The sequence below is a fragment of the Methyloceanibacter sp. wino2 genome (genome assembly GCF_003071365.1).
Taxonomy (GTDB): Bacteria; Pseudomonadota; Alphaproteobacteria; order Rhizobiales; family Methyloligellaceae; genus Methyloceanibacter.
This window is the reverse complement of record NZ_CP028960.1, coordinates 814,505-834,032: the sequence shown is the minus strand read 5'-3', so window position 1 is coordinate 834,032 and position 19,528 is coordinate 814,505. Positions and strand designations below refer to the sequence as shown.

Genomic DNA, 19,528 nt, shown 5'->3' with positions numbered 1-19,528 from the left:
CAAGACATTCCCGGCGCGGCACACGAGTGGCCCGCAGTCGCATCCGCTTGCGAACCGACTTTAGACAGACGAGATGACCGTTTTCGATTTTCATGGCCCAGGCCTCACAGAGGAGCAATGGCGGCACATAAGTGAACTTGCCGGGACACTGAGTACCGAGCAGGCACTGTGGCTTAGTGGATATTTCGCCGGTCTTGATCATCGAAAGAGAGAGCTTTTGCCAACGACCGATGTGCGTCCGCACGATGGGCGTGTCCACGAACTGGCCACCGGAAGTCTTGAGACGCAAACTATCACAATCCTGTTCGGGAGCGAGACTGGCAACAGCGCAGACGTGGCATCGGCGTTACAACAGTCGGTCGGCAGTGAAGGTCTCGAAGCAGTCGTAGCGGATATGGCGGACTACAAGCCCCGACAGCTGAGAAGCGAGAGTGATCTGTTAATAATCACAAGCACGCACGGGGAGGGGGAGCCTCCTGCGACAGCCATGGACTTCTTCGAGTTCCTTGAGAGCGCAAGAGCACCGCATTTGGATGACCTGCGATACGCCGTGCTGGCGCTAGGTGACTCCACGTACGATCAATACTGCGAGGCCGGCAAACGGCTCGACAGAAGGTTGACCGAGCTCGGTGCGATACGCCTGGTCGAGCGCGTCGACTGCGACGTCGATTACGAAGACTCAGCTTCCGAATGGATAGGGGCTGTTACACAGGAACTCAAAAGGTCACTTGACAGAACGTCAACAGGTCACCACGCGCCGGATATTGCGCTGCAACCCAAGATCACGAAGCGCATCGTTGACCAACGTCACCCCTTCCGAGCAAGCGTCATCGACAACATCGTTCTGAGCGGCCGCGGGTCGACCAAAGAGACCCGTCACATCGAAGTGTCGATAGAAGGATCCGGTCTCAAGTTTGAACCCGGCGACGCCCTGGGGGTCATTCCGTCGAACGACCCAAGTCTGGTGAGCGCACTTCTGGATGCGCTCGGTCTGTCCTCGGATGAGGAAGTGTCTATTGGGGATAGAACGGTCGGTCTGGGCCAGGCGCTGACCGATGAGTATGAAATCACCGTTGGATCCACGCGCTTCATCAACCAATGGGCAGAGTTGACCGGGGCCGACGATCTTGTCGCGCTACGCGGCAAGGAACAGGCGGACGCTAGAAGCGAGTTTCTGTTCCACAACCATATCATCGATGTTGTTCGTCGTTATCCGATGCCTGGCGTTCGTCCGAGTGCTTTTATTGCGGGGCTGCGCAATATGCGGCCCCGGCTTTACTCAGTTGCGTCTTCTTTATCTCTTGTACCTGATGAGGTTCACCTCACCGTTGGAGCCGTTCGATTCGAGCTCAATGGAGAGCCGCGTTCCGGCGTTGCTACGGGCTACCTTGCAGACCGGGTTGCTCCGACAGGCACGGTACCAGTCTACATCCAGCCAAATCCACGGTTTCGTCTGCCGGCCGACGACGTTCCAATCCTCATGATCGGAGCGGGGACGGGCGTGGCTCCCTATCGCGCATTCCTGCAGGAACGCGAGGCGCGCGGCGCGTCCGGCCGGTCGTGGCTGGTGTTCGGCGACCGCAACTTCCATACGGACTTCCTCTATCAGACCGAATGGCAGCAATGGCTGAAGGACGGAATGCTCACGCGGATGCAGGTGGCCTTTTCGCGCGACGGGCGCACGAAGTCCTATGTCCAGCATCGCCTGAAGGAAAACGCGAAGGACATCTACGCATGGCTGGAGGAGGGCGCCTCGCTATACGTTTGCGGCGGGCGCGAACTCGCACCAGCCATCCACGCGACGCTGATCGATGCCTTGAAGCAGGAAGGTAAGCTCAGCGACGTATCCGCGGCCGAATATCTCGGCACGATGCAGTCCACAGGCCGGTATCAAGTCGATGTCTATTGAAAGTCCTGCCGCGCCGGCGACCGACCGGAGTCGCGATGTCTCGCAGTCCTTGGACAGGCTCCATCCCGACGAGACGCTGAAGGCGAACAGCGATCAGCTGCGCGGCGGCATCGTCGACGGCCTGGCTGACCCCATCACCCGCGCCGTCTCTCCGGACGATCAGAAGCTCATGAAGTTTCATGGGCTCTATCTCCAGGACGATCGGGACGTGAGAGATGAAAGACGCAGGCAGAAGTTGGAGCCCGCCTATGGCTTCATGGCCCGTGTGCGATTGCCGGGTGGCGTGTGCAGCCCATCACAATGGCTCAAGCTCGATACGCTGGCCCGCGACTACGGAGGCGGGAGTCTCCGCCTTACGACACGGCAGACCTTTCAGTTTCACGGTGTGCTGAAGCACAACCTTCGCGCAACTCTTCAAGGCTTGCGCGACGTCCTCCTCGATACCAAGGCCGCATGCGGAGACGATTGCCGCGGCGTTATGTGCTCGGTCAATCCGCATCTGTCCTCGCTGCACGCTGAGGTCTATGCGCTCGCGAAGCGCGCGAGCGATCATGCGGTGCCGAAGACCGGCGCGTACAAGGAGATCTGGTACGAGGAGGAGCGCGTGGCTGTCGCGGGACCAGAAGAGCCCCTCTACGGCCGTACCTACATGCCCCGCAAATTCAAGATCGGATTTGTGGTCCCGCCCATCAACGACATCGACGTCTACGCGCAGGACCTCGGCTTCATCGCCATCATCGAGCGGACGAAGCTCATCGGATTCAACATCGCGATCGGCGGAGGCATGGGGCGCATCGACCGCAACCCGAACTCATACCCGCGCCTGGCGGACGTAATCGGATTCGTATCGGTAGACGATCTGCTGGCCACGATCGACGCCGTCATGGAAGTCCAGCGCGATTACGGAGATCGAGCGGACCGCGCCCGCGCCCGGTTCAAATATACGATCGACGACAAGGGCCTTGAATGGGTCAAGGCCGAGATCGAAGTGCGGCTCGGATTCGAATTGGCGCCCGCGAAAGCGTTCGACTTCGCCTCGAACGGCGACACGCTCGGCTGGCAACAGGGCGAGGACGGCCTCCAGCATTTCACCCTATTCATCGAGAATGGTCGGATACGGAATGGTCCCGAGCGCCGGTTGCTCGATGGGATACAGGCTATCGCGCATATGAACGCGGGCGAGTTTCGCGTCACGCCCAACCAGAACCTCATGATCTCCAACCTCACCGAGCAGGAGCGAAGCCAAATCGAAGGCCTGCTCGGCGTCCACGGTCTTTCCGAACTCAATCGAGGAAGCGGTCTGAGGCTGAACGCGATGGCCTGTGTGGCCTTGCCCACTTGCGGCCTCGCCATGGCGGAGTCCGAGCGCTACCTGCCCAGCCTCATCACCAAGATCGAGGAGATGCTGAAACGCCATAGCCTCTACGACGAGCCGATCACAATGCGCATGACCGGATGCCCGAACGGATGCGCCCGGCCGTATATCTGCGACATCGGTCTCACGGGGCGTGCGCCCGGGAAATACAATCTCTATCTCGGCGGTGGCTTTCACGGTCAGAGGCTGAACCAGCTGGTCCTCGAGAATGTCGGTGAGGCGGCGATCCTCGACAAGCTCGGCGGTGTCCTCGCGGACTTCGCGCGCGACCGGAAGCGGGGCGAGCATCTCGGCGATTTTGCCCTCCGCGCCGGATACCTCGGCCCCACCCAAGACAACAGTCCGCAAGCGCGGTCCAAGAAAAAGTCTAAAGGAGCACGTTGATGTCTCTGCAACTCGGCCAGATTGCGCCGGACTTCGAGCAGGAAAGCACTGAAGGTCCGATCCACTTCCATGCGTGGTTGGGCAAGTCGTGGGGCCTGCTTTTCAGCCATCCCAAAAACTTCACGCCGGTCTGCACCACGGAGTTGGCCGAAGTCGCACGGCTGAAGCCGGAATGGGAGAAGCGCAACGTCAAGACGCTCGGGCTCTCAGTCGATCCGCTGGAGAGCCACGCCGAATGGGCGAAGGATATCGCCGAGACCCAGGGGCATGCCCTCAATTTTCCGTTGCTCGCGGACGCCGACAAGCGCGTGGCGACCCTCTACGACATGATCCATCCGGATTCTGATCCGACGGTCACGGTCAGAGCCGTCTTCCTGATCGATCCCACGAAGCGCATCCGTCTGATCCTGATCTATCCCCCGGCTGCGGGCCGAAACTTCGCTGAGATCGTGCGCGCTATCGACAGCGTGCAGACCGGCGACAGGGCCAAAGTCGCGACGCCCGTCAACTGGCAACCGGGCGAACCCGTCATCATCTCGCCGGCACTTACGAACCAGCAGGCCAAGGAACACTTCCCGCAAGGCTGGCGCGAACTAAAGCCCTATTTGCGCATGGTGGATTTGCCCGACTGACAATATGGACGGTGACACATGTCGAAGAGTCTGAATCCTGAAACGATTGCTGCCGGTAACGGAATCGCGTTGGACGAATCCTTTGGGGCAGTCACGCCCCCGATCTATCTGTCGAGCACGTTCGTGTTTCCGGGGTTTGCGCAGAGCGGCCCCTACGACTACTCGCGTACCGCCAATCCTAGCCGCGCACTTCTTGCGGATACGATCGCGCGACTTGAGGGCGGCGCGGGAGCAGTCGTAACGTCGTCGGGCATGTCGGCCGTCGACTTGCTCCTGTCCACACTGGAGCCCGACACGCTCATCGTTGCCCCGCATGATTGCTACGGCGGAACCTATCGGCTTCTGGCCGCGCGGCGGGACCGGGGCCATTTCTCGGTCGTGTTTGTCGACCAAGGAGACGACGCCGCGTTGGAAGCGGCCTTCGAGCAGTATCCCGCGCTGGTCTTGATCGAAACGCCTAGCAACCCGCTGATGCGTGTCGTCGACATCGCGCAGATCGCAGAACGTGCCAAGTCGTTCGGAGCGAAGACCGCTGTCGACAACACATTCCTGTCGCCTGCGCTTCAGCGGCCCATCTCGCTCGGCGCGGACTTCGTGATTCATTCCACGACAAAATACCTCAACGGTCATTCCGATGTCGTGGGCGGCGCCATCGTTGCCGCGGATGCCGCGGATGTGGAGACATTCGCGACTTGGGCCAACATTACCGGCATCACGGGCGCGCCTTTCGATTCCTATCTGACCCTTCGCGGATTGCGGACGCTTTTTCCACGGATGGAGCGGCAGCAGGAGAATGCGGAACGTATCGCGCGGTTCTTGGACGCCCATCCTCAAGTTGCAGCGGTGCACTATCCCGGTCTTCCGTCGCATCCGGGCCATGCCATTGCTGGCCGCCAACAAGCCGGGTTCGGCGCCATGCTGAGTTTCGAACTCGATGGTGGCGTGGGAGCCGTGCGCCGCTTCGTGGAATCTCTGAGCGTTTTCACATTGGCCGAATCTCTCGGTGGGATAGAGAGTCTCGTCGCGCATCCGGCGACCATGACGCATGTAGGGATGGGCGAAACTGCAAGGGCCGCGGCGGGAATCACTGACAGACTTCTCCGGCTTTCGATCGGTCTCGAAGCGGCAGATGATCTTCTTGCGGATCTGGAACAGGCGTTTGACGTGGCGCGGGAGAGGGTGGCGGCTCTCTAACACCGGCCCGGGAGGAGCAGCGTGGTACGGCCTCGGCAATTCCGCGCGCGATTTGAACTGACCTGGCGCCAGCGCCTCTCCAGTGCGGCGCGCGCAGTCACCACGTCTCTTGTCGTCGCGCTGGCCATCGTGCTGCTCTTTGCGGAACTGCAGCCCGAACTCGGCACGACGCTCAAGGTTCTTGCTGTTTGCGCGGCACTGTCACTCGTCGCCGGAAGGGTGCGGCTTCCGATCCTTGGTCGCCTTCTCGGGCTGTGGCAGCTCGCTCTGGACATCGACGGAGACTACCTCGTCGAGGTGCGCTCCAATGCGGTCCGGGCGCGGCGATCATCCGCCGACGCGGAAGCCCGCCTCTACAGTAAGATCGGAACAGCTCGAATCGACACATGCGTCTCGGGCGTGCGCATGCAGCTGATGTCGCGAAAGGGGCGCAAATGCTCCGAGGCGGTCGTCTGCACACTTCGGCAGGACAAGACATCGAACCGGCCTGTCCTATTCTACGTGTTTGACAGCCTTGTTTTGGACACCACGGCTGTTTGCCGAAGACATCTCGGTACGGCATGCCTGACCATCCCACCAGGGCACCGGCCTGCGGTGCTCGAAGGCACCTATTGGACGGACCGGGATTGGGAAGAGGGGCGGAATACGGCAGGCCGAATCCGGTTTCATCGAGTGTCGGTCGGCACCGGATCCTCCAGGCCGCGCGTGCCCATTCTGAGCCACGGACGCTCACGGTCTCCGCAAGAGGGTGAATAGGCTTTGGCTTGGTGATATGGGGCAGGCCGATGTATGAGAGTGCGCCTCAGGTCGGGGTCAGGTAGAAGTGCGCGACATGGGCAATAAGGGTTCGCACGCCGGTGCGGCTAGCCAGGACGCGGTGGCTAAGTGCCCATCGTCAGCGGAGTCACTCTTAGCGATCGCGCGGGACATTGCGCGCGACGGATTTTCATTTCGCACGACGAAGCAAATGCGCTCCGTCATGACGTCGCGAGGGCTGGGCGGATGGCCGGCGCGTGCCGCCAAATTCTGGCTGCGACGATCTCGCGTACGACCAGCGCAAAAAGGATCGCCCAAAACGAGAGATCTAGGACGACAGCCTGCAGGTTGCCGACAATGGCCGATGTCGCCACGGCGATTCGGCCCACCAACCATGCTGTAACCAAAACGACGAGCGGCGTACCTCTCACTGGCGTGCGTCCTGTCCAGTTCGGTATAGCAGTCAACACGAAGCCACCTAGGGCTGCGGCGGCAGCGCCGAACAACATCTCATGCGCATGTCAGCGGGTCGGCGCGAAGGATGTCGTCAGTGTTGCGTCTCCGCGAAGGATCGAGAGCCAGATCGCAACGGCAATCGCTGCCCCGAGACCTGCACCGAAGAAAAGCGGCCTGAATCCCTGACTGAAAATTGTGTCAAACACTCCACGGTGTTGGGCACCGTTCATCACGGAAGCTCTCGTCAAAGCACGAGTACGCATAAGCAGTAGACCGGCAGGGAACGCGTGATGCTTCGGAACCAGCTTACACGCGGGATCGGAGATACCGTTCGAGCGCCACAGCCTGATTGTGATCGACATCCCTTGCACCGAAGACCAAGGTCACCGGCCATTTGCGGCATGCGGTCACGAGTTCTGCAACTACTTCCGGACGCGCATCGAGTTCGCGATGATAGCGCGCGCAGAACGCATCCCAGCGCGCGGCATCGTGGCCAAACCATTTTCTCAGCGCCGCACTTGGGGCCAGTTCCTTCGCCCAGCGATGCAGGTGGAGCTGCTCCTTGGTGAGGCCGCGCGGCCAGACCCGGTCAACAAGGATCCGCTGCCCATCGCTCTCCGCCGGCGATTCGTAGGCTCGTTTGACCTTGATCGTGAACGGTCGAGCGGCGCGCAATGCGCTCTCCTTTTGATCCAACGTTATCGGATACGCGGCAGCGTCTGGAAGGTGTGGAACGGAGCCGGCGACGGCACGGTCCATTCCAAGGTCGTGGCACCGACGCCCCACGGATTGGCCGGTGCTCGGCGGCGTGCCCAGAACGTGTTTGCGACGCTCACGAAGAAGACGAGAAAGCCGGCGAAGGCCATGAAGGCGCCAATCGACGCCACGAAGTTCCATCCGGCGAACGTGTCCGGATAATCGGCGATGCGCCGGGGCATGCCGGCAAGGCCGAGGAAATGCATCGGGAAGAACGCGATGTTCGCGCCGAGGAACATCAGCCAGAAGTGTAGCTTCCCCAGGGCTTCGGAATACATGTACCCCGTCATCTTGGGACACCAGTAATACCAGCCGGCAAAGATCGCGAAGACAGCGCCGACCGACAAGACGTAGTGGAAATGCGCGACCACATAATAGGTGTCGTGAAGCGAACGATCGAGACCCGCATTGGCCAACACGACGCCCGTCACACCCCCGATCGTAAACAAGAAGATGAAACCAAGGGCCCAGAGCAACGGCGTACGCAAGGTTATCGATCCACCCCACATGGTCGCGACCCAAGAGAAGATCTTGATGCCGGTGGGCACGGCGATGACCATCGAAGCAAAGGCGAAATAGGCTTGCGTGTCTGGGCCTAGACCGGATGTGAACATATGGTGCGCCCAGACGACAAATCCGACAGTCCCAATGGCGACCAACGCATAGACCATGCCGAGATAGCCGAAGATGGGTTTCCGTGAGAACGTCGAAACGACGTGGCTGACGATCCCGAAGCCACCGAGGATCATGATGTAGACCTCCGGGTGACCGAAGAACCAGAACAGGTGTTGGTACAGCAGAGGATCGCCGCCATGGGACGAGTCGAAGAAGGCGGAGCCGAAATTGCGATCGGTCAGAAGCATCGTGATTCCGCCAGCCAAGACCGGAACCGACAACAATAGCAGGAACGACGTCACCAGGATTGACCAGACATAGAGCGGCATCTTGTGGAAAGTCATGCCTGGTGCGCGCATGTTGAAGATGGTCGTAATGAAGTTGATCGCCCCGAGGATGGAGGAGATTCCCGCTAGGTGAATCGAGAGGATTACGAAGTCCATCGCAATTCCTGGACTTCCCTTCGTGGATAGTGGCGCGTACGCAGTCCACCCCGTTCCCGCCCCTTCAGTTCCGGGTGCGCCGGGCACGAAGAGCGATGCCAACAGGAGCGTGAACGCGGCCGGGAGAAGCCAGAACGAAATATTGTTCATGCGCGGGAACGCCATGTCGGGTGCGCCCAGCATCAACGGAACCATCCAGTTGCCGAAGCCACCGATCATCGCTGGCATGATGGCGAAGAAGATCATGATCAGTCCATGGCCCGTCACAATGACGTTGAATGCGTCCGGATTGACGAAGATCTGCAGACCTGGATACATGAGCTCTGCGCGCATCGCCATCGACATGAGGCCACCAATCGTACCGCCGACGACCGCGAGGATTAGATACATCGTGCCGATGTCTTTGTGGTTCGTCGAGAAGGCCCAACGTCTCCAGCCATGCGGCCGATCGTCATGTGCGGTACGTTGAGCTTCGGTTTGTGCCATCGACCACTTCCTTCTTCACACTTTATACTATCTATCGTTCGGAGGGAGATTGCGGGTGGACGCATTGGCCCGCAACCTCCCCTTCCAACGCTCCCACAAGACGCTGCGGGAGAGCGCTGTTTACGGATGCCCTCGACGTTCATTAGGATTCGTTCGTAGTTCCTGTTCTATCGCCTCGTGGTCAGCATGGTCGCCCAGACCCGGGTTAGGCGAAAAAAACGGCTCGAGCTTATTGGGAACGCCGTCGAAGGCGGCGGCGTCGACGGGCGGCTCGCGCTTCACGGCGATGTTCGGCCACAGTTCCGCGTACTTCGCGTTCAGATCGAGCCAGCTTTCGAGATTCGCGCCCGTGTCGGGGAAGATGGCTTCGGCAGGACACTCTGGCTCGCAGACTCCACAATCGATGCATTCGTCAGGATGAATGACGAGCATGTTTTCGCCTTCGTAGAAGCAATCGACCGGGCACACCTCCACGCAGTCCATGTATTTACACCTGATGCAGTTGTCCGTGACGACATAGGTCATGGCATACTCCGCGGCAGAGATCCGCCACGCTCCTGAGCGAGCGCTCCTCTCAGCCTCTCGGCGATACGCGTCGCCTTCATGCTGAACGCTGCGGCCAACGGCTCGTCGAACAGCTCACTGCAGGTCTCATCGAAGAGCGCGATCCAACGCGTTAGCAACCTCCGATCCATGCCGTCGAAGCGCAGATGCGCCCCGACGAGCGTCTCGTACGTGTCGCCTTGGGGCGAAATCGCGGCAGCCCAGAAGGCGCGCATTCTGGCCAGGTGGCCGGCCCAATCGCCGACGATCGCACTGTCGATGACGTATTCGAGTTGAGGGTCTCTGCGCACCTTCGCGTAGAACCCGTCCACGAGGCGGGCAACCTCCTCCGCTGTTACGCGGGGTTTCCGAGCGTCGCCGCCAATGCCTCCGGCCTTATCCATTTGACCCAGATCCGTTCAAAGATGTATTTTGTATGCATGTTACTCGAGCGATGCTTAAAAGCAATACGTTAAATGCATCTTTATGGACTGGATAAGGAGACCACATGCGCCTGACCGTCTACACGGACTACGCGTTACGGCTCTTGATGTACTTGGCGCTCAAGGGCGATGGCTTGACGACCATCGAAGAGGTTGCCGACAGCTATGGCGTGTCGAAGAACCACCTTATGAAAGTCACCCATCAGCTGGGCGTCGGCGGTTACATCGAAACGGTCCGCGGGCGTCATGGGGGTTTGCGGCTCGCAAAGGCCAGCACAGAAATCGGACTTGGCGACGTCGTTCGCTACACCGAGCCCGACTTTGCGATCGTCATGTGCCTCGAGCCTGTCGACGCGGGTTGTGCGATTTCGCCAGGCTGCGTCCTGCGGCGGGCTTTGGAACGCGCGCGGAGAGCGTTCCTAGATGTTTTGGATGAGTACACCCTGAGCGACCTTGTGAAACCAGCATCGGCGCTCCGAGCGATGCTGGCTATCCCACTTGACGCGGATATTGGCGGCTAGCGGAGTTGAACAGTTAGCCCACGAAACGGCAGACGAACACGATTTTTGATGGTTTGCAGTGACCAATCTCCTCTCGATTTGAGAGGACCAGCCTGCTCTACGCGTCCCGTGACGTCTTGTTCCGACGCAACCAGAACTCAGCAAAATTCTGGCCACGTCGGCTTGGTGCCATGTGTGGACGGCTCCCTGTAGCGCGTGCCGCTGAGCATCAGCGCCCAGGCAATGCGGGCGATCTTGTTGGCCAAGGCAATCGCGGCAACCTTGACTGGCCGGCGCGCCATCAGTTCGGCGAGCCAGACCCGCCCCCGCGACTCGCTCCTCCCGCTGACGCTCTGCAATCACGACATGAGACTGTCTCCATAGCCCATCTGTACTAGTTGCTTGAGGTCGTTGGAGACAGCACTATGACGCCGGTTGAACGCTGGTTGGGTTCACCGTCCTTGGGATGCTTCGAGCCCAACCTGCCGTTGCCTTTCACGGCCGTAGAAGATGGAGTGTCTGACTCTGCAATGAGGTTTTCGATGAGTTCACTGACAGTGCGTATGTTCGCCAAGCTTGGCGCAATAGCCGCCGCTACAGCAGTCAGCCTCCATCCGTTGCCTGCGCAGGCCTCTGAGTCGGTCTACGATTGCCGGTTCGATCCGGGGGCTTCGCCGCTCACATGGGTAACGATCCGGCATGACGATATCGCCAGACAGACTGGCGTCTCCGCCTCTCATTTTGTCGCGGGCGACGTGGCGGTCGGTCTTGCGACCAAGGACCTTGGACGAGAGATCGAATTCCGGCACGAGGTGCGCAATGCCGGACAGTTGGTCAACATTTCGAGTTACCGGATCGACACCGTTAGCGGCAGGGCGACAGGCAACGTCGAACTCTACGGTGAGGACGGCAACTTCATTCGCGGTGGACCGATCCCGGTTGAGGGGCACTGCAAGATCTCCACATCGCAGGTTGCCACTTCGAAACAGATTGCGCGAGCCGCCTCGAATGAGGTTTGCCACGAGGACAACAGCCCTACGCAGTTCGTCGACAGTCAGCGCTATTGCGCCAGTTCGATTCTGCCCCAGCAGGGCGGAAAGACCTATGGACCGAAGAATCTCTTCTGGGGTCCCGAGGGAGCGGCCTGGTGTGAGGGCGTTGCGGGGAACGGCGAAGGTGAATCGATCCGGATCGAGACGGCACCCGCTGTCAGCGTCTACGCCGTCGTCATCCGTAACGGCTATCAGAGATCCGCGTCGACCTTCTCGAATAATGGCCGGGTAGAGGTCGTCGAGATCGAGGCGGCGGGCCGCAAGGAGAGATACACCCTCCGCGACGACCCAGGCAGTCAGCGGCTCGCCCTAAGCCAGCCCGCAAAGGCCGCCACGATTACGGTGCGCATCGTGTCGGTCTATCCTGGCGCCCGTTACGCCGACACCTGTCTATCCGGCCTGTTACTCGACCTAGAAGGATTCTAGATGCTCTACAGAATCTGTGTTGAAGCTGCTGCTCAATGCTGCCAATCTTGTTTCGGTAACCAAGTGGGGAAGAGACTATGACTCCAAAGCTTGCAATCACTTTGTCGGTTCTAATGATGACTGTTGGACTGTCGGTTGGACCCGCCAGTGCCGATGATATCCGGCTTGCCGCAGCCTCGAATCAGGCTCGGATCTTGGACCTCGATGCTTTGAAGAAGGCAGATGCGGTTCCGATGTCGAAGATCCCTGATGGGATACAGATGGCTGCATGTAAGGACTCTGGTCATTCATGCAACTCGAATTCTGATTGCTGCAATAATAAGTGCGTCGAGCCGCCAGGAATTTGCGAATAAGCTTGATCCGTTCAGATCGAGATCTGATGCCCGCCGTTTCCAGAATGGCGGGCATTTGGTTTTTTGGGGGGCATTGCGAAGTCCTTGCCCGCTGGTCCGCCACTAGCGGACATTGTCCAACTTGTTCGTCTTCGATGTCCGGCGAACCGGTCTCAACTCTATGAGTATGCCACCCGCGTGATGCGGGACCGTGACCTGTGGCTATTCGCTGCGCAGCTCAAGAGATATGCCCACACCGGACGGAACATCCACGCCTTCGCCAGTGACGCTGAGATAGACGGACCCTTCACTCAGCGCCGCCTTCCAGCCCGCGGGCTTTCCGTTGTACCGCCACTGCGTAACGTTGCCGCCGAAAACATTGTTGAACATCTCCAGCGCAACAGCCTCGGCACGATCGTAGACCGCAGTCTTGGACTGAATCGTGCATCCGGGATTGGCGTGCTCCCGCTTTCCCGCAGCGAGGTTGGCAGTCAGCCCCTGCGAGGCATGGCGGCCTTCGAATTCGTTGTCGCCAAAGGCCGTCAACTCGAACCCCATCTGACGCAAGCGCGGCTCTGCTCCGTCAAAAAAGGGCAGGGTGTCGAGGCACACATACTCGAAAATGGACGTTAGATCGTCCGTTGCTTCGTCCAAGGCGCTGACCGGCGTCGGAGAAAAAAGCAACAGGCAAGACATGCCCCCGATACAGAGTCTTTTCATTTCATATCACCCATCAGATTCGGTCTGGTCCCGATGATAGAGCGTGCAAGTCTGCAAGGCGATTAGCACAGACGCCTTAGTTGCGCGGCAGACGGAATATAGTGGCATCATTCGGGTAACATCGTCGGCCGCCGAATCGACACCCCAAGCCCAAGTCGATAGGCAAGGCCGGCCTCTGTGCGGAATTGTGCCCTGGCAGCATCGGGACGGGATAGTGATGCAAACAGCAACCAGCTCTAAAGATCCAAGAGACTGGAAGATTTCCCTGTCGCCCAATCCGCTGGAGCAGGCAATCCTCCTCGCTGTGGTATGGGCGTTTGCCGGCGGCTTGCTTTACGGCCTGTCGCTTCTGGAAGGTGGCCTTGGCCCACTTTGGTACGTGATTGTCCTGCCCTTCCCGCTTATCGTCAGCTTCTATTCGCTGCGCGGCCTGACCGGGCATAACGGGCAATTGGAGCTTCAGCCCGACGGATTCTGGCGGACGACGACGAACGGCAGAAAGCTCTTCCTGCCTTGGGATAGGGTGGAGAAGTTCTACGTCGGGGTTTTCGGCGATCCCGGTGTGAGCGACAGCGGTGTTCCCGTACTCGGATTCGCCTTTGTCGACGGCAGCGGCGAGCGCAGGGTCGAGCACCTCTCCGGAAATCTTCCGCTTTCGGCCGAAAAGCTGGCGGGGATCCTGGAGTTTGCCCGTCAGGAGGCCGCCAAGGGATGGCCTAATCCGCCGGAGAGTTTGAAGGACCTAATCAGCCGAGTTGCAGTCCCGGGCTCTTGAAAGATCGCAGCGCCTGGACTTCGGCAGCGCCAGCTTGCGCGGCAGCGGCACGATGTCGAAGCGGCCCCGCGCCTCGTCGAGTTGCAGCACTACCTCTTTCATGAGCAGAGCATGGACGTCGCGGCAGAAATCCGCGCCGCCCGCGTCGCCCCGATCGCGTTCCATCGCAACGCCGAAAACGGTCTCGGGCCAGCACTTGCTCCGGTTGGTCGCCGTGAGATGAACAACGATATGCTCGCGGTCCGGCCTCAGTTCGTAGAACAGCCCCCAGGTGGTGTCCTCAAAGGATTTCTTCAGCTCGCTCGAACGAAAGACCGGCGCCTTGTCTAAGAAGTAGGAGACATCTAGCGGCTCCATCGGCGGATCGATGACCTCCCACGCTCCGCCCGGACGCTGGGCGTAAAACTCGACATAACTGTGGGCAAACATCACCTCCCCTTCGAAGGAGCCAACCATCGTAGCGGCGATGGCTCCGCCATCGGGAAGCGGCCAGAGTTTGAACGCATTGACTGCCCAGCCGCCGTCCTCTTCCAGATAGGCGAGGAAGCGTCCCTGCTCGTCGATTTGCGTCTTCAAAGGCCGGCCGGCGCTGTTCGTTATCGTCTGGCCATCCCGCGTATCGGCGAGGGGAAAGAAGACGGTGTCGCCGATCGCAGCATAAAGATCGTAGATCGTTTCGCCGGCGTTGGCGCCTTGAACCAGTCCCAGCAAGAGCACTGTCGAAAATACGAGTCGCCTCATGAGACGTTGGCACTCCGCTTGTCCCGGATCGCTTCATGGATGACCCAATAGACCGCCCCATAAACTACGCCGGGCAGGGTGAAGAGAGGGCCTATCGTGGCGAACTCGTGTAGCGCCGAAGTCCCCCATGCCCCCCAGCCGGTCATAACAGTACCGAAAAGTGTCGCGAACCACGGCGCCGCGCCTCCGGACAAGGCGCAACGCGTGAGGCCGCGGTACCCTCCGAGGATTAGGTGACCGACGAAGGCGCCTGCGAAGGCGGATGCCGCAAATACGAAGACCGTGTACCAGGATTGATCGCCCAGGCCGATATACGCACCGAGGAGTCCCGCCCACGGCCAAGCGAAAGCGGCGAACCAGAATGCGGATGTCCACCTGTAAGACATGGGTCCGGCGGCATGCTTCGCCGGAAGCAGATTGTTCGATCCCATCGGCATTCTTCTAAACGGCCGTTGCTCGACCCTTCGGAAACTGCGTCTCGTGAGAGCCGTGCCACATCGTCGGCGGCACGGCAATCACTCTAAGCTGCGGCCGAAATTGCTGCATGCAGCGCATTCATGAACGATCCTTCGAGGCCTGGCCCGAATAATCAGCTCGCACCGTCAATAGGTGCTGCAGATGACCTTCCCTTGGCCGGTCACTCTATAGACGTTCCGTTCCTGGGTCTTCCTAACCCAATGGGCGTGGTTCGTCTTCGAGCTGACGAAAAAGCTCCGGCCGCACAGGCGAACCGGAACCGTAAAATGTGCCGTCGGACGATCAAACATCGTGATGGTTCCTGTTTGGCCAAGATCGGTCAGCACGATCTCCGCTCCATATTGTTGTTGCGCATGGGCGGATCCTGCGACGCCGGCGCTCATGGCGAGCGCGGCGACTGCAACAGCTATTCTCTTTCCGGCGGTCATCCGTTTCTCCTTTTTGGCTTCCCGGCATGGGCCAAAAGCTATGAACGGCCTCTCTCTGAAGCAACTAGCACAGACGCACTATCGGCGCGGCGACGCCGACAGGGACGTGCCGATAGCGTCCGCCACAGCATGATTGCGCGCTGGGTTCGGTCAAGAAGGCCGTCCGCTCCATGCCTGCTGGCATTGGACCGTGCCTGGCTATCGGACGGGCTCCGGAAACACGTAGGGACACGTGAATAGCACGTCCGTGCTACTGCCAATCTGCCAGCCGTCCCGCTACAATTCCGATCCAAGTTGGAATGTCACAAGAACGGGCAGGAACCGCAATCCATGGGCGAGCGCATCATCATTGCTGACGACCATCCCATTTTTAGAGATGGTATGCGCCGCATCCTGCAAAGAGCGGTTCCGGATGCGGCGATCTGCGAGGTTGGAACAGCAGATGAATTGCTGCGCGTCGCTGCAGAAGGAGAACCGGCGGGTATGCTCGTGCTCGATCTCGTCTTTCCTGGCTTCGAGGGGCCGGACAGTATCCACGCGCTGCGCCGGCTCTATCCCACGACATCGCTGCTCGTTGTGTCGATGACCGATGACGCGGCGATGGTCGAGGAAGTCATGCGGGCCGGTGCCGACGGGTTTATTGCCAAGGGCGTTTCATCGAGCGAGATGGCTTCAGGCATTGCTGCGTTACTTGCAGGCGATGTGGTGGTGAAGACAGAGGCGGCTCTGGGTGAAAGCGATCTCGTTCCCTCCGACCGGCTCTCGCGTCTGTCGCCACGCCAACGTGAAGTCCTGCGCCTTCTGGCGCTTGGGCGGTCTAACAAGCAGATCGCCCGCGACCTCGGCATTTCGCATTTTACGGTGCGAGTTCATGTTTCGGCGCTGCTACGTGCGCTCGGCGTGACGAGTCGCACGGCTGCTGCCGGCATGGCCTCCGAGCTGGGAGTTGTTTGATTGAGGTTGGTCCGGCCCGCTGCGCCCGAAAGTAGAACCGACCGCAGTTGCGTGGGACGGACGGGCTTGGCAAGGATGGCGACCTCTTCCGCTTTGCACGGCTCGACAAGGTGATCGGTACGCCCACCGGTGATGAGGGCGGCCGGTATCCAGCACGACGAACGCGCCCTCATGTTACGGATATGGGAGAGTCCAATTTCGCCATCGGCCAGTTCCTGGTCGAACAGCAAGAAATCGAACTCGTCGGGATCGGTCGCAAGAGTCACACGATCCGTCGCCCGCACTGCGCAACCCCATCGCGTCAGCAACTGGACGGTACTGTCGCGCACGGCCCTGTCGTCGTCGACGACAAGGACCCGCAGCCCTGCCAGCAAGTGCACATGGCCCGCGGGACTTTGCCGGCGTGGACGTGATGCAGGCTGGGCTTCGCCAAGTCCGTCGATGCAGAACGTCGATCCCTCTGTGAGTTTCGAGGCGACTGTGACCCGCAGACCGAGCATTTCGGCGAGCCGGTGCACGATCGACAGACCAAGGCCAAGACCGTCCGCCTCTGCGGTATCGGGTGCTTTGATCTGGACGAACTCCTTGAATATCCGTTGCTGATCCTCGCTGGCGATCCCGGGCCCGGTATCTGCAACGACGATTGAAAGCGCACCGTTGCGCCGCCGCACGCCCACGAGAAGCTGCGCTCCGGGCGCATACTTGATCGCGTTGGAGACGAGGTTTTGCACCATGGTATGAAGCAGGGCCGGATCGCTGCGCACCCAATATCGCGAGGGCCGAAATCGGATGGTGACATTCCGCGCCAGCGCGGGCTCACTAGCCTGCCGTATCACCTCACCCATCAGCTCGCCTAGCGACACCGGACCGATCTCCGGTTTGACGCGCCCGACATCGAGTGCCGAAAGGTCGAGAAGCGAACGGCACAATCGGGTCAGAGACTCCAGCGATCGATCGATGTTGTGCAGAACCTCGCGTCCCTCCCGCCCTAGACGCACGCCATGGAGATACTCCACGAAGAGCCCGATGGCATGGATGGGTTGACGCAGGTCGTGGCTTGCCTGCGCGAGGAAGCGCGATTTCTCCTCATGCGCTTCGGCAAGCCCGGCACTGGTGCGCAGAAGCACCTCGTTGCGCGCTGCCAGCGCATCGGCCAGCATGACGTTCTGTTCGACGGCACCATTCATGCGGGTGGCAAGAACCGTGAGGGTCACGCCAAACAGCACCATCATTCCCGCGGTCGCCAGCGGCCCGTAAGAGACGCCGTTGACGAGCCACGCGAGCGCCAGCAGCGGAACCGACGTCCAGATCGAAAGCAGGCAACTACGCATTAGGATGTGCTGCGAGCTGACGGCGCCCAGTGCCGTTCCGCCCAGCACAAGCGTGTAGAAGGTTAGCATCTCGGTTGAGGCTGACATCGCGCACAAGACAGCGCCAATGCCCCACACGAGTCCGATAGCGGCTGTCAGCACCGAATGAGCAGCGCCGTACACCTCGGGCGATGTCGCTTCCTTGCGATGGCGATAGGCGAGTGCAACGGTCGCCAATGCCAGGGACAGGAGCGCCATAGAAACCATCCACACGGGAACCCAGGCGCCGAGGCCGGCCTGGAGCAACACGACGCCGGCGAGCATCGTGACACAGAAATGAATGATCCAGCTCACCGTGGCGATGGAGAAGAGATAGTTGAGGCGCCAGTTTTCGTCGTGCTCCGCCGTAGGGCGACGGTCCACGTCCAGGACGCCGAGCCAGCGACCGAGACGGCTACCGCTCCCCTGTTCGTCGACCATCTTCCGCGCCCGTGTCGTTGCACCCCAATCCGTCTACCATAGTAACTCGGGTTTCGAACCGCGGCATTTCCAATGCATCGCGGAATTCGGGATTGAATGGATTGCGCCGCGGCTCGGGGAGCGTTTGGGGCACGCGCAATGGAGGCGCGAAGCGGCCCTTGCTACGGGTGCTGCCGATAGTGCGGACCGCGGGGAGCCACAGGGCGTTTTGCAGGACCGTACTACATTCCATGGATCGCGATCAGCCAACGGGCATTTTCTCTTCGAACAGGAGTTGGGGCTCCCACGCCTCTATTAGTGCATCTGTCCGAATATCCAGAAACGCCTGCCTATGGCAATGTCGAGGTGGAAGTAACGGGAGACTCGCATGGATGGCATTCGCAAACAGGCAATCATTCTGGCAGCTGCGCTCGCCACGGTTCCGGCTGGTCCAATGGGAATGCAGGCGTGGGGCAAGTCATGGGCCGTTGACGCGCCGCACGGCGAATGCGCAATGCGTGTTGGGGGCGATCCGATGACTGACGTGACCATGTCTCCAAGCTACGGCTCGCCGCCGAAGGGAAAGCCCGCAGCACATGACCGTCGTGCCGGGTCCCGATCAGGTGCAAACCCGGTGACCGCACGATGACGAACGCCGTTCAGCCTCGGTGGCGCGTCGGGAGTCCGATGGTCCAAACTGCAGTGGCTGCCGGGCACGCTGTGATTTTCTGGGTCTTTGTCAAGCTCCTCACCTTGGTTGTGGCGGATGCCGGCACCCTCAGCCATTCGGGCGTCATGCTGATTTCCGGCCTGGCCGCATGGCTACTATGCGTCCGAGACGTCCATCGCGCCCGGCTTTGGCAATTCGTCCTAGCCGGATATCTGGCTGTGGCACTTGATATCGTTATTGCTCTGACGATCGAGAGCACGGCGATGTTGGGCAGATTCGACATGGCATTGGCCACGACGTCGATCGCCGCCTTGTTGCCGTGGGTTTTGGTCCCGTGGGGGACCCTGATGGCCGCTGTTTCGACCATCTATGGCATTCTGCTGCGCCGGCGAAGCTGGGACGGAGCGGGTTAGCCGTCACACCGCCCAACAAAGCCGTGGCTTCGCGGCTCCGCAAGTGTAACGGCGCCATGGTGGGCGCCGTTGCCTGCGCCGTGCAGAACCGCTCCGTCGACTCATACTTCCGACCAAAGGTGCCTGCGGGCATGGAGGCCACCTGGATCGAGACGATGCCCGGCAAGGCGTGGTTGGTTTACTTCCGCTTGTATGGCCCCACAGAGGGTTTCTATGACAAGAGTTGGAGTCTCCCTGACATCGAGCCTATCGAATAAGCGGCCCTATGGCTGATTGCCG

The 19,528-nt window shown here is 60.3% G+C and carries 18 protein-coding genes and 1 pseudogene; 10 read left to right on the top strand and 9 right to left on the bottom strand.

Annotation, left to right across the window (positions count from 1 at the left end; translation table 11 throughout):
* Positions 1 to 73: 73 nt before the first annotated feature.
* Genes DCY11_RS03875 through DCY11_RS03855 form a run of 5 tightly spaced genes read left to right on the top strand, consistent with a single transcriptional unit; the run spans position 74 to position 6,250 of the window.
* Positions 74 to 1,909 (top strand): assimilatory sulfite reductase (NADPH) flavoprotein subunit, encoded by a 1,836-nt coding sequence (locus tag DCY11_RS03875; RefSeq protein ID WP_108681328.1) that lies wholly within the window; start codon positions 74 to 76, stop codon positions 1,907 to 1,909.
* Positions 1,899 to 3,668, top strand: a complete 1,770-nt coding sequence (locus DCY11_RS03870; RefSeq protein WP_045365404.1) for an NADPH-dependent assimilatory sulfite reductase hemoprotein subunit — start codon at positions 1,899 to 1,901, stop codon at positions 3,666 to 3,668. The genes DCY11_RS03875 and DCY11_RS03870 overlap by 11 nt, the downstream gene beginning before the upstream one ends.
* Positions 3,668 to 4,300, top strand: a complete 633-nt coding sequence (locus DCY11_RS03865; RefSeq protein WP_108681327.1) for a peroxiredoxin — start codon at positions 3,668 to 3,670, stop codon at positions 4,298 to 4,300. The genes DCY11_RS03870 and DCY11_RS03865 overlap by 1 nt, the downstream gene beginning before the upstream one ends.
* Positions 4,301 to 4,318: 18 nt before the next feature.
* On the top strand, positions 4,319 to 5,494 hold the full coding sequence (gene metB, locus DCY11_RS03860) for a cystathionine gamma-synthase (RefSeq protein WP_045365408.1): 1,176 nt from the start codon (positions 4,319 to 4,321) through the stop codon (positions 5,492 to 5,494).
* Between the two features lie 21 nt (positions 5,495 to 5,515).
* Positions 5,516 to 6,250 (top strand): hypothetical protein, encoded by a 735-nt coding sequence (locus tag DCY11_RS03855; protein ID WP_108681326.1) that lies wholly within the window; start codon positions 5,516 to 5,518, stop codon positions 6,248 to 6,250.
* Positions 6,251 to 6,471: 221 nt separating this feature from the next.
* On the opposite strand, the gene DCY11_RS16105 is transcribed toward DCY11_RS03855, so the two are convergent.
* From DCY11_RS16105 to DCY11_RS03830, 5 genes and pseudogenes are all read right to left on the bottom strand, one after another.
* Positions 6,472 to 6,759 (bottom strand): NnrS family protein, encoded by a 288-nt coding sequence (locus DCY11_RS16105; RefSeq protein WP_082025494.1) that lies wholly within the window; start codon positions 6,757 to 6,759, stop codon positions 6,472 to 6,474.
* A 253-nt stretch (positions 6,760 to 7,012) separates the two neighbouring features.
* Positions 7,013 to 7,381: a DUF488 domain-containing protein gene (locus DCY11_RS03845; RefSeq protein WP_045369558.1), complete on the bottom strand. Its 369-nt coding sequence runs from the start codon at positions 7,379 to 7,381 to the stop codon at positions 7,013 to 7,015.
* Between the two features lie 23 nt (positions 7,382 to 7,404).
* Positions 7,405 to 9,006, bottom strand: coding sequence for a cytochrome c oxidase subunit I (gene ctaD / locus DCY11_RS03840; RefSeq protein ID WP_045365414.1), 1,602 nt, complete (start codon positions 9,004 to 9,006; stop codon positions 7,405 to 7,407).
* A 189-nt stretch (positions 9,007 to 9,195) separates the two neighbouring features.
* Positions 9,196 to 9,531: pseudogene (gene fdxA, locus DCY11_RS03835) on the bottom strand (ferredoxin FdxA); the annotation flags it as partial.
* Positions 9,528 to 9,953 carry a group III truncated hemoglobin gene (locus DCY11_RS03830; RefSeq protein WP_108681325.1) on the bottom strand — a complete coding sequence of 142 codons (426 nt, stop codon included), beginning with the start codon at positions 9,951 to 9,953 and terminating at the stop codon, positions 9,528 to 9,530. The gene DCY11_RS03830 and the pseudogene fdxA, both read right to left, overlap by 4 nt.
* A 104-nt stretch (positions 9,954 to 10,057) precedes the next feature.
* On the opposite strand from DCY11_RS03830, the gene DCY11_RS03825 reads away from it, so the two are divergent.
* Both DCY11_RS03825 and DCY11_RS03815 read left to right on the top strand, forming a co-directional pair.
* Entirely contained in the window at positions 10,058 to 10,513 is a 456-nt protein-coding gene (locus tag DCY11_RS03825) for an Rrf2 family transcriptional regulator (RefSeq protein WP_069444309.1), read from the top strand.
* 521 nt (positions 10,514 to 11,034) lie between these two features.
* Positions 11,035 to 11,970, top strand: coding sequence for a hypothetical protein (locus tag DCY11_RS03815; protein ID WP_156137403.1), 936 nt, complete (start codon positions 11,035 to 11,037; stop codon positions 11,968 to 11,970).
* Between the two features lie 554 nt (positions 11,971 to 12,524).
* Here DCY11_RS03815 and DCY11_RS03810 read toward each other — a convergent pair.
* Positions 12,525 to 13,022: a hypothetical protein gene (locus DCY11_RS03810; RefSeq protein WP_156137404.1), complete on the bottom strand. Its 498-nt coding sequence runs from the start codon at positions 13,020 to 13,022 to the stop codon at positions 12,525 to 12,527.
* A gap of 187 nt (positions 13,023 to 13,209) precedes the next feature.
* Here DCY11_RS03810 and DCY11_RS03805 point away from each other — a divergent pair, with 187 nt between their 5' ends.
* Positions 13,210 to 13,797 carry a hypothetical protein gene (locus DCY11_RS03805; RefSeq protein ID WP_159079779.1) on the top strand — a complete coding sequence of 196 codons (588 nt, stop codon included), beginning with the start codon at positions 13,210 to 13,212 and terminating at the stop codon, positions 13,795 to 13,797.
* Here DCY11_RS03805 and DCY11_RS03800 read toward each other — a convergent pair.
* A complete protein-coding gene (locus tag DCY11_RS03800; RefSeq protein ID WP_159079778.1) occupies positions 13,765 to 14,538 on the bottom strand; it encodes a hypothetical protein in 774 nt (257 codons plus the stop codon). The genes DCY11_RS03805 and DCY11_RS03800 overlap by 33 nt on opposite strands.
* A 602-nt stretch (positions 14,539 to 15,140) precedes the next feature.
* Positions 15,141 to 15,443 carry a hypothetical protein gene (locus tag DCY11_RS03790; protein ID WP_045365440.1) on the bottom strand — a complete coding sequence of 101 codons (303 nt, stop codon included), beginning with the start codon at positions 15,441 to 15,443 and terminating at the stop codon, positions 15,141 to 15,143.
* 330 nt (positions 15,444 to 15,773) lie between these two features.
* Here DCY11_RS03790 and DCY11_RS03785 point away from each other — a divergent pair, with 330 nt between their 5' ends.
* Positions 15,774 to 16,397 (top strand): response regulator transcription factor, encoded by a 624-nt coding sequence (locus tag DCY11_RS03785; RefSeq protein ID WP_045365443.1) that lies wholly within the window; start codon positions 15,774 to 15,776, stop codon positions 16,395 to 16,397.
* Here the strand turns inward: DCY11_RS03785 and DCY11_RS03780 are convergent.
* A complete protein-coding gene (locus DCY11_RS03780; protein ID WP_108681321.1) occupies positions 16,313 to 18,187 on the bottom strand; it encodes a hybrid sensor histidine kinase/response regulator in 1,875 nt (624 codons plus the stop codon). The genes DCY11_RS03785 and DCY11_RS03780 overlap by 85 nt on opposite strands.
* A gap of 666 nt (positions 18,188 to 18,853) precedes the next feature.
* Between DCY11_RS03780 and DCY11_RS03775 the strand changes: the two genes are divergently transcribed.
* Positions 18,854 to 19,249 (top strand): hypothetical protein, encoded by a 396-nt coding sequence (locus tag DCY11_RS03775; RefSeq protein ID WP_045365446.1) that lies wholly within the window; start codon positions 18,854 to 18,856, stop codon positions 19,247 to 19,249.
* Positions 19,250 to 19,528: the final 279 nt, after the last annotated feature.

What these genes read in the sequence shown, in the direction of transcription:
- DCY11_RS03800 (WP_159079778.1), bottom strand. Translation starts at nt 14,538, where the DNA reads ATGAGGCGACTCGTATTTTCGACAGTGCTCTTGCTGGGACTGGTTCAA.
- DCY11_RS03810 (WP_156137404.1), bottom strand. Translation starts at nt 13,022, where the DNA reads ATGAAAAGACTCTGTATCGGGGGCATGTCTTGCCTGTTGCTTTTTTCT.
- DCY11_RS03785 (WP_045365443.1), top strand. Translation starts at nt 15,774, where the DNA reads ATGGGCGAGCGCATCATCATTGCTGACGACCATCCCATTTTTAGAGAT.
- DCY11_RS03825 (WP_069444309.1), top strand. Translation starts at nt 10,058, where the DNA reads ATGCGCCTGACCGTCTACACGGACTACGCGTTACGGCTCTTGATGTAC.
- DCY11_RS03815 (WP_156137403.1), top strand. Translation starts at nt 11,035, where the DNA reads ATGAGTTCACTGACAGTGCGTATGTTCGCCAAGCTTGGCGCAATAGCC.
- DCY11_RS03875 (WP_108681328.1), top strand. Translation starts at nt 74, where the DNA reads ATGACCGTTTTCGATTTTCATGGCCCAGGCCTCACAGAGGAGCAATGG.
- DCY11_RS03780 (WP_108681321.1), bottom strand. Translation starts at nt 18,187, where the DNA reads ATGGTCGACGAACAGGGGAGCGGTAGCCGTCTCGGTCGCTGGCTCGGC.
- DCY11_RS03790 (WP_045365440.1), bottom strand. Translation starts at nt 15,443, where the DNA reads ATGACCGCCGGAAAGAGAATAGCTGTTGCAGTCGCCGCGCTCGCCATG.
- DCY11_RS03865 (WP_108681327.1), top strand. Translation starts at nt 3,668, where the DNA reads ATGTCTCTGCAACTCGGCCAGATTGCGCCGGACTTCGAGCAGGAAAGC.
- DCY11_RS16105 (WP_082025494.1), bottom strand. Translation starts at nt 6,759, where the DNA reads ATGTTGTTCGGCGCTGCCGCCGCAGCCCTAGGTGGCTTCGTGTTGACT.
- DCY11_RS03870 (WP_045365404.1), top strand. Translation starts at nt 1,899, where the DNA reads ATGTCTATTGAAAGTCCTGCCGCGCCGGCGACCGACCGGAGTCGCGAT.
- DCY11_RS03830 (WP_108681325.1), bottom strand. Translation starts at nt 9,953, where the DNA reads ATGGATAAGGCCGGAGGCATTGGCGGCGACGCTCGGAAACCCCGCGTA.
- ctaD (WP_045365414.1), bottom strand. Translation starts at nt 9,006, where the DNA reads ATGGCACAAACCGAAGCTCAACGTACCGCACATGACGATCGGCCGCAT.
- metB (WP_045365408.1), top strand. Translation starts at nt 4,319, where the DNA reads ATGTCGAAGAGTCTGAATCCTGAAACGATTGCTGCCGGTAACGGAATC.
- DCY11_RS03775 (WP_045365446.1), top strand. Translation starts at nt 18,854, where the DNA reads ATGGTCCAAACTGCAGTGGCTGCCGGGCACGCTGTGATTTTCTGGGTC.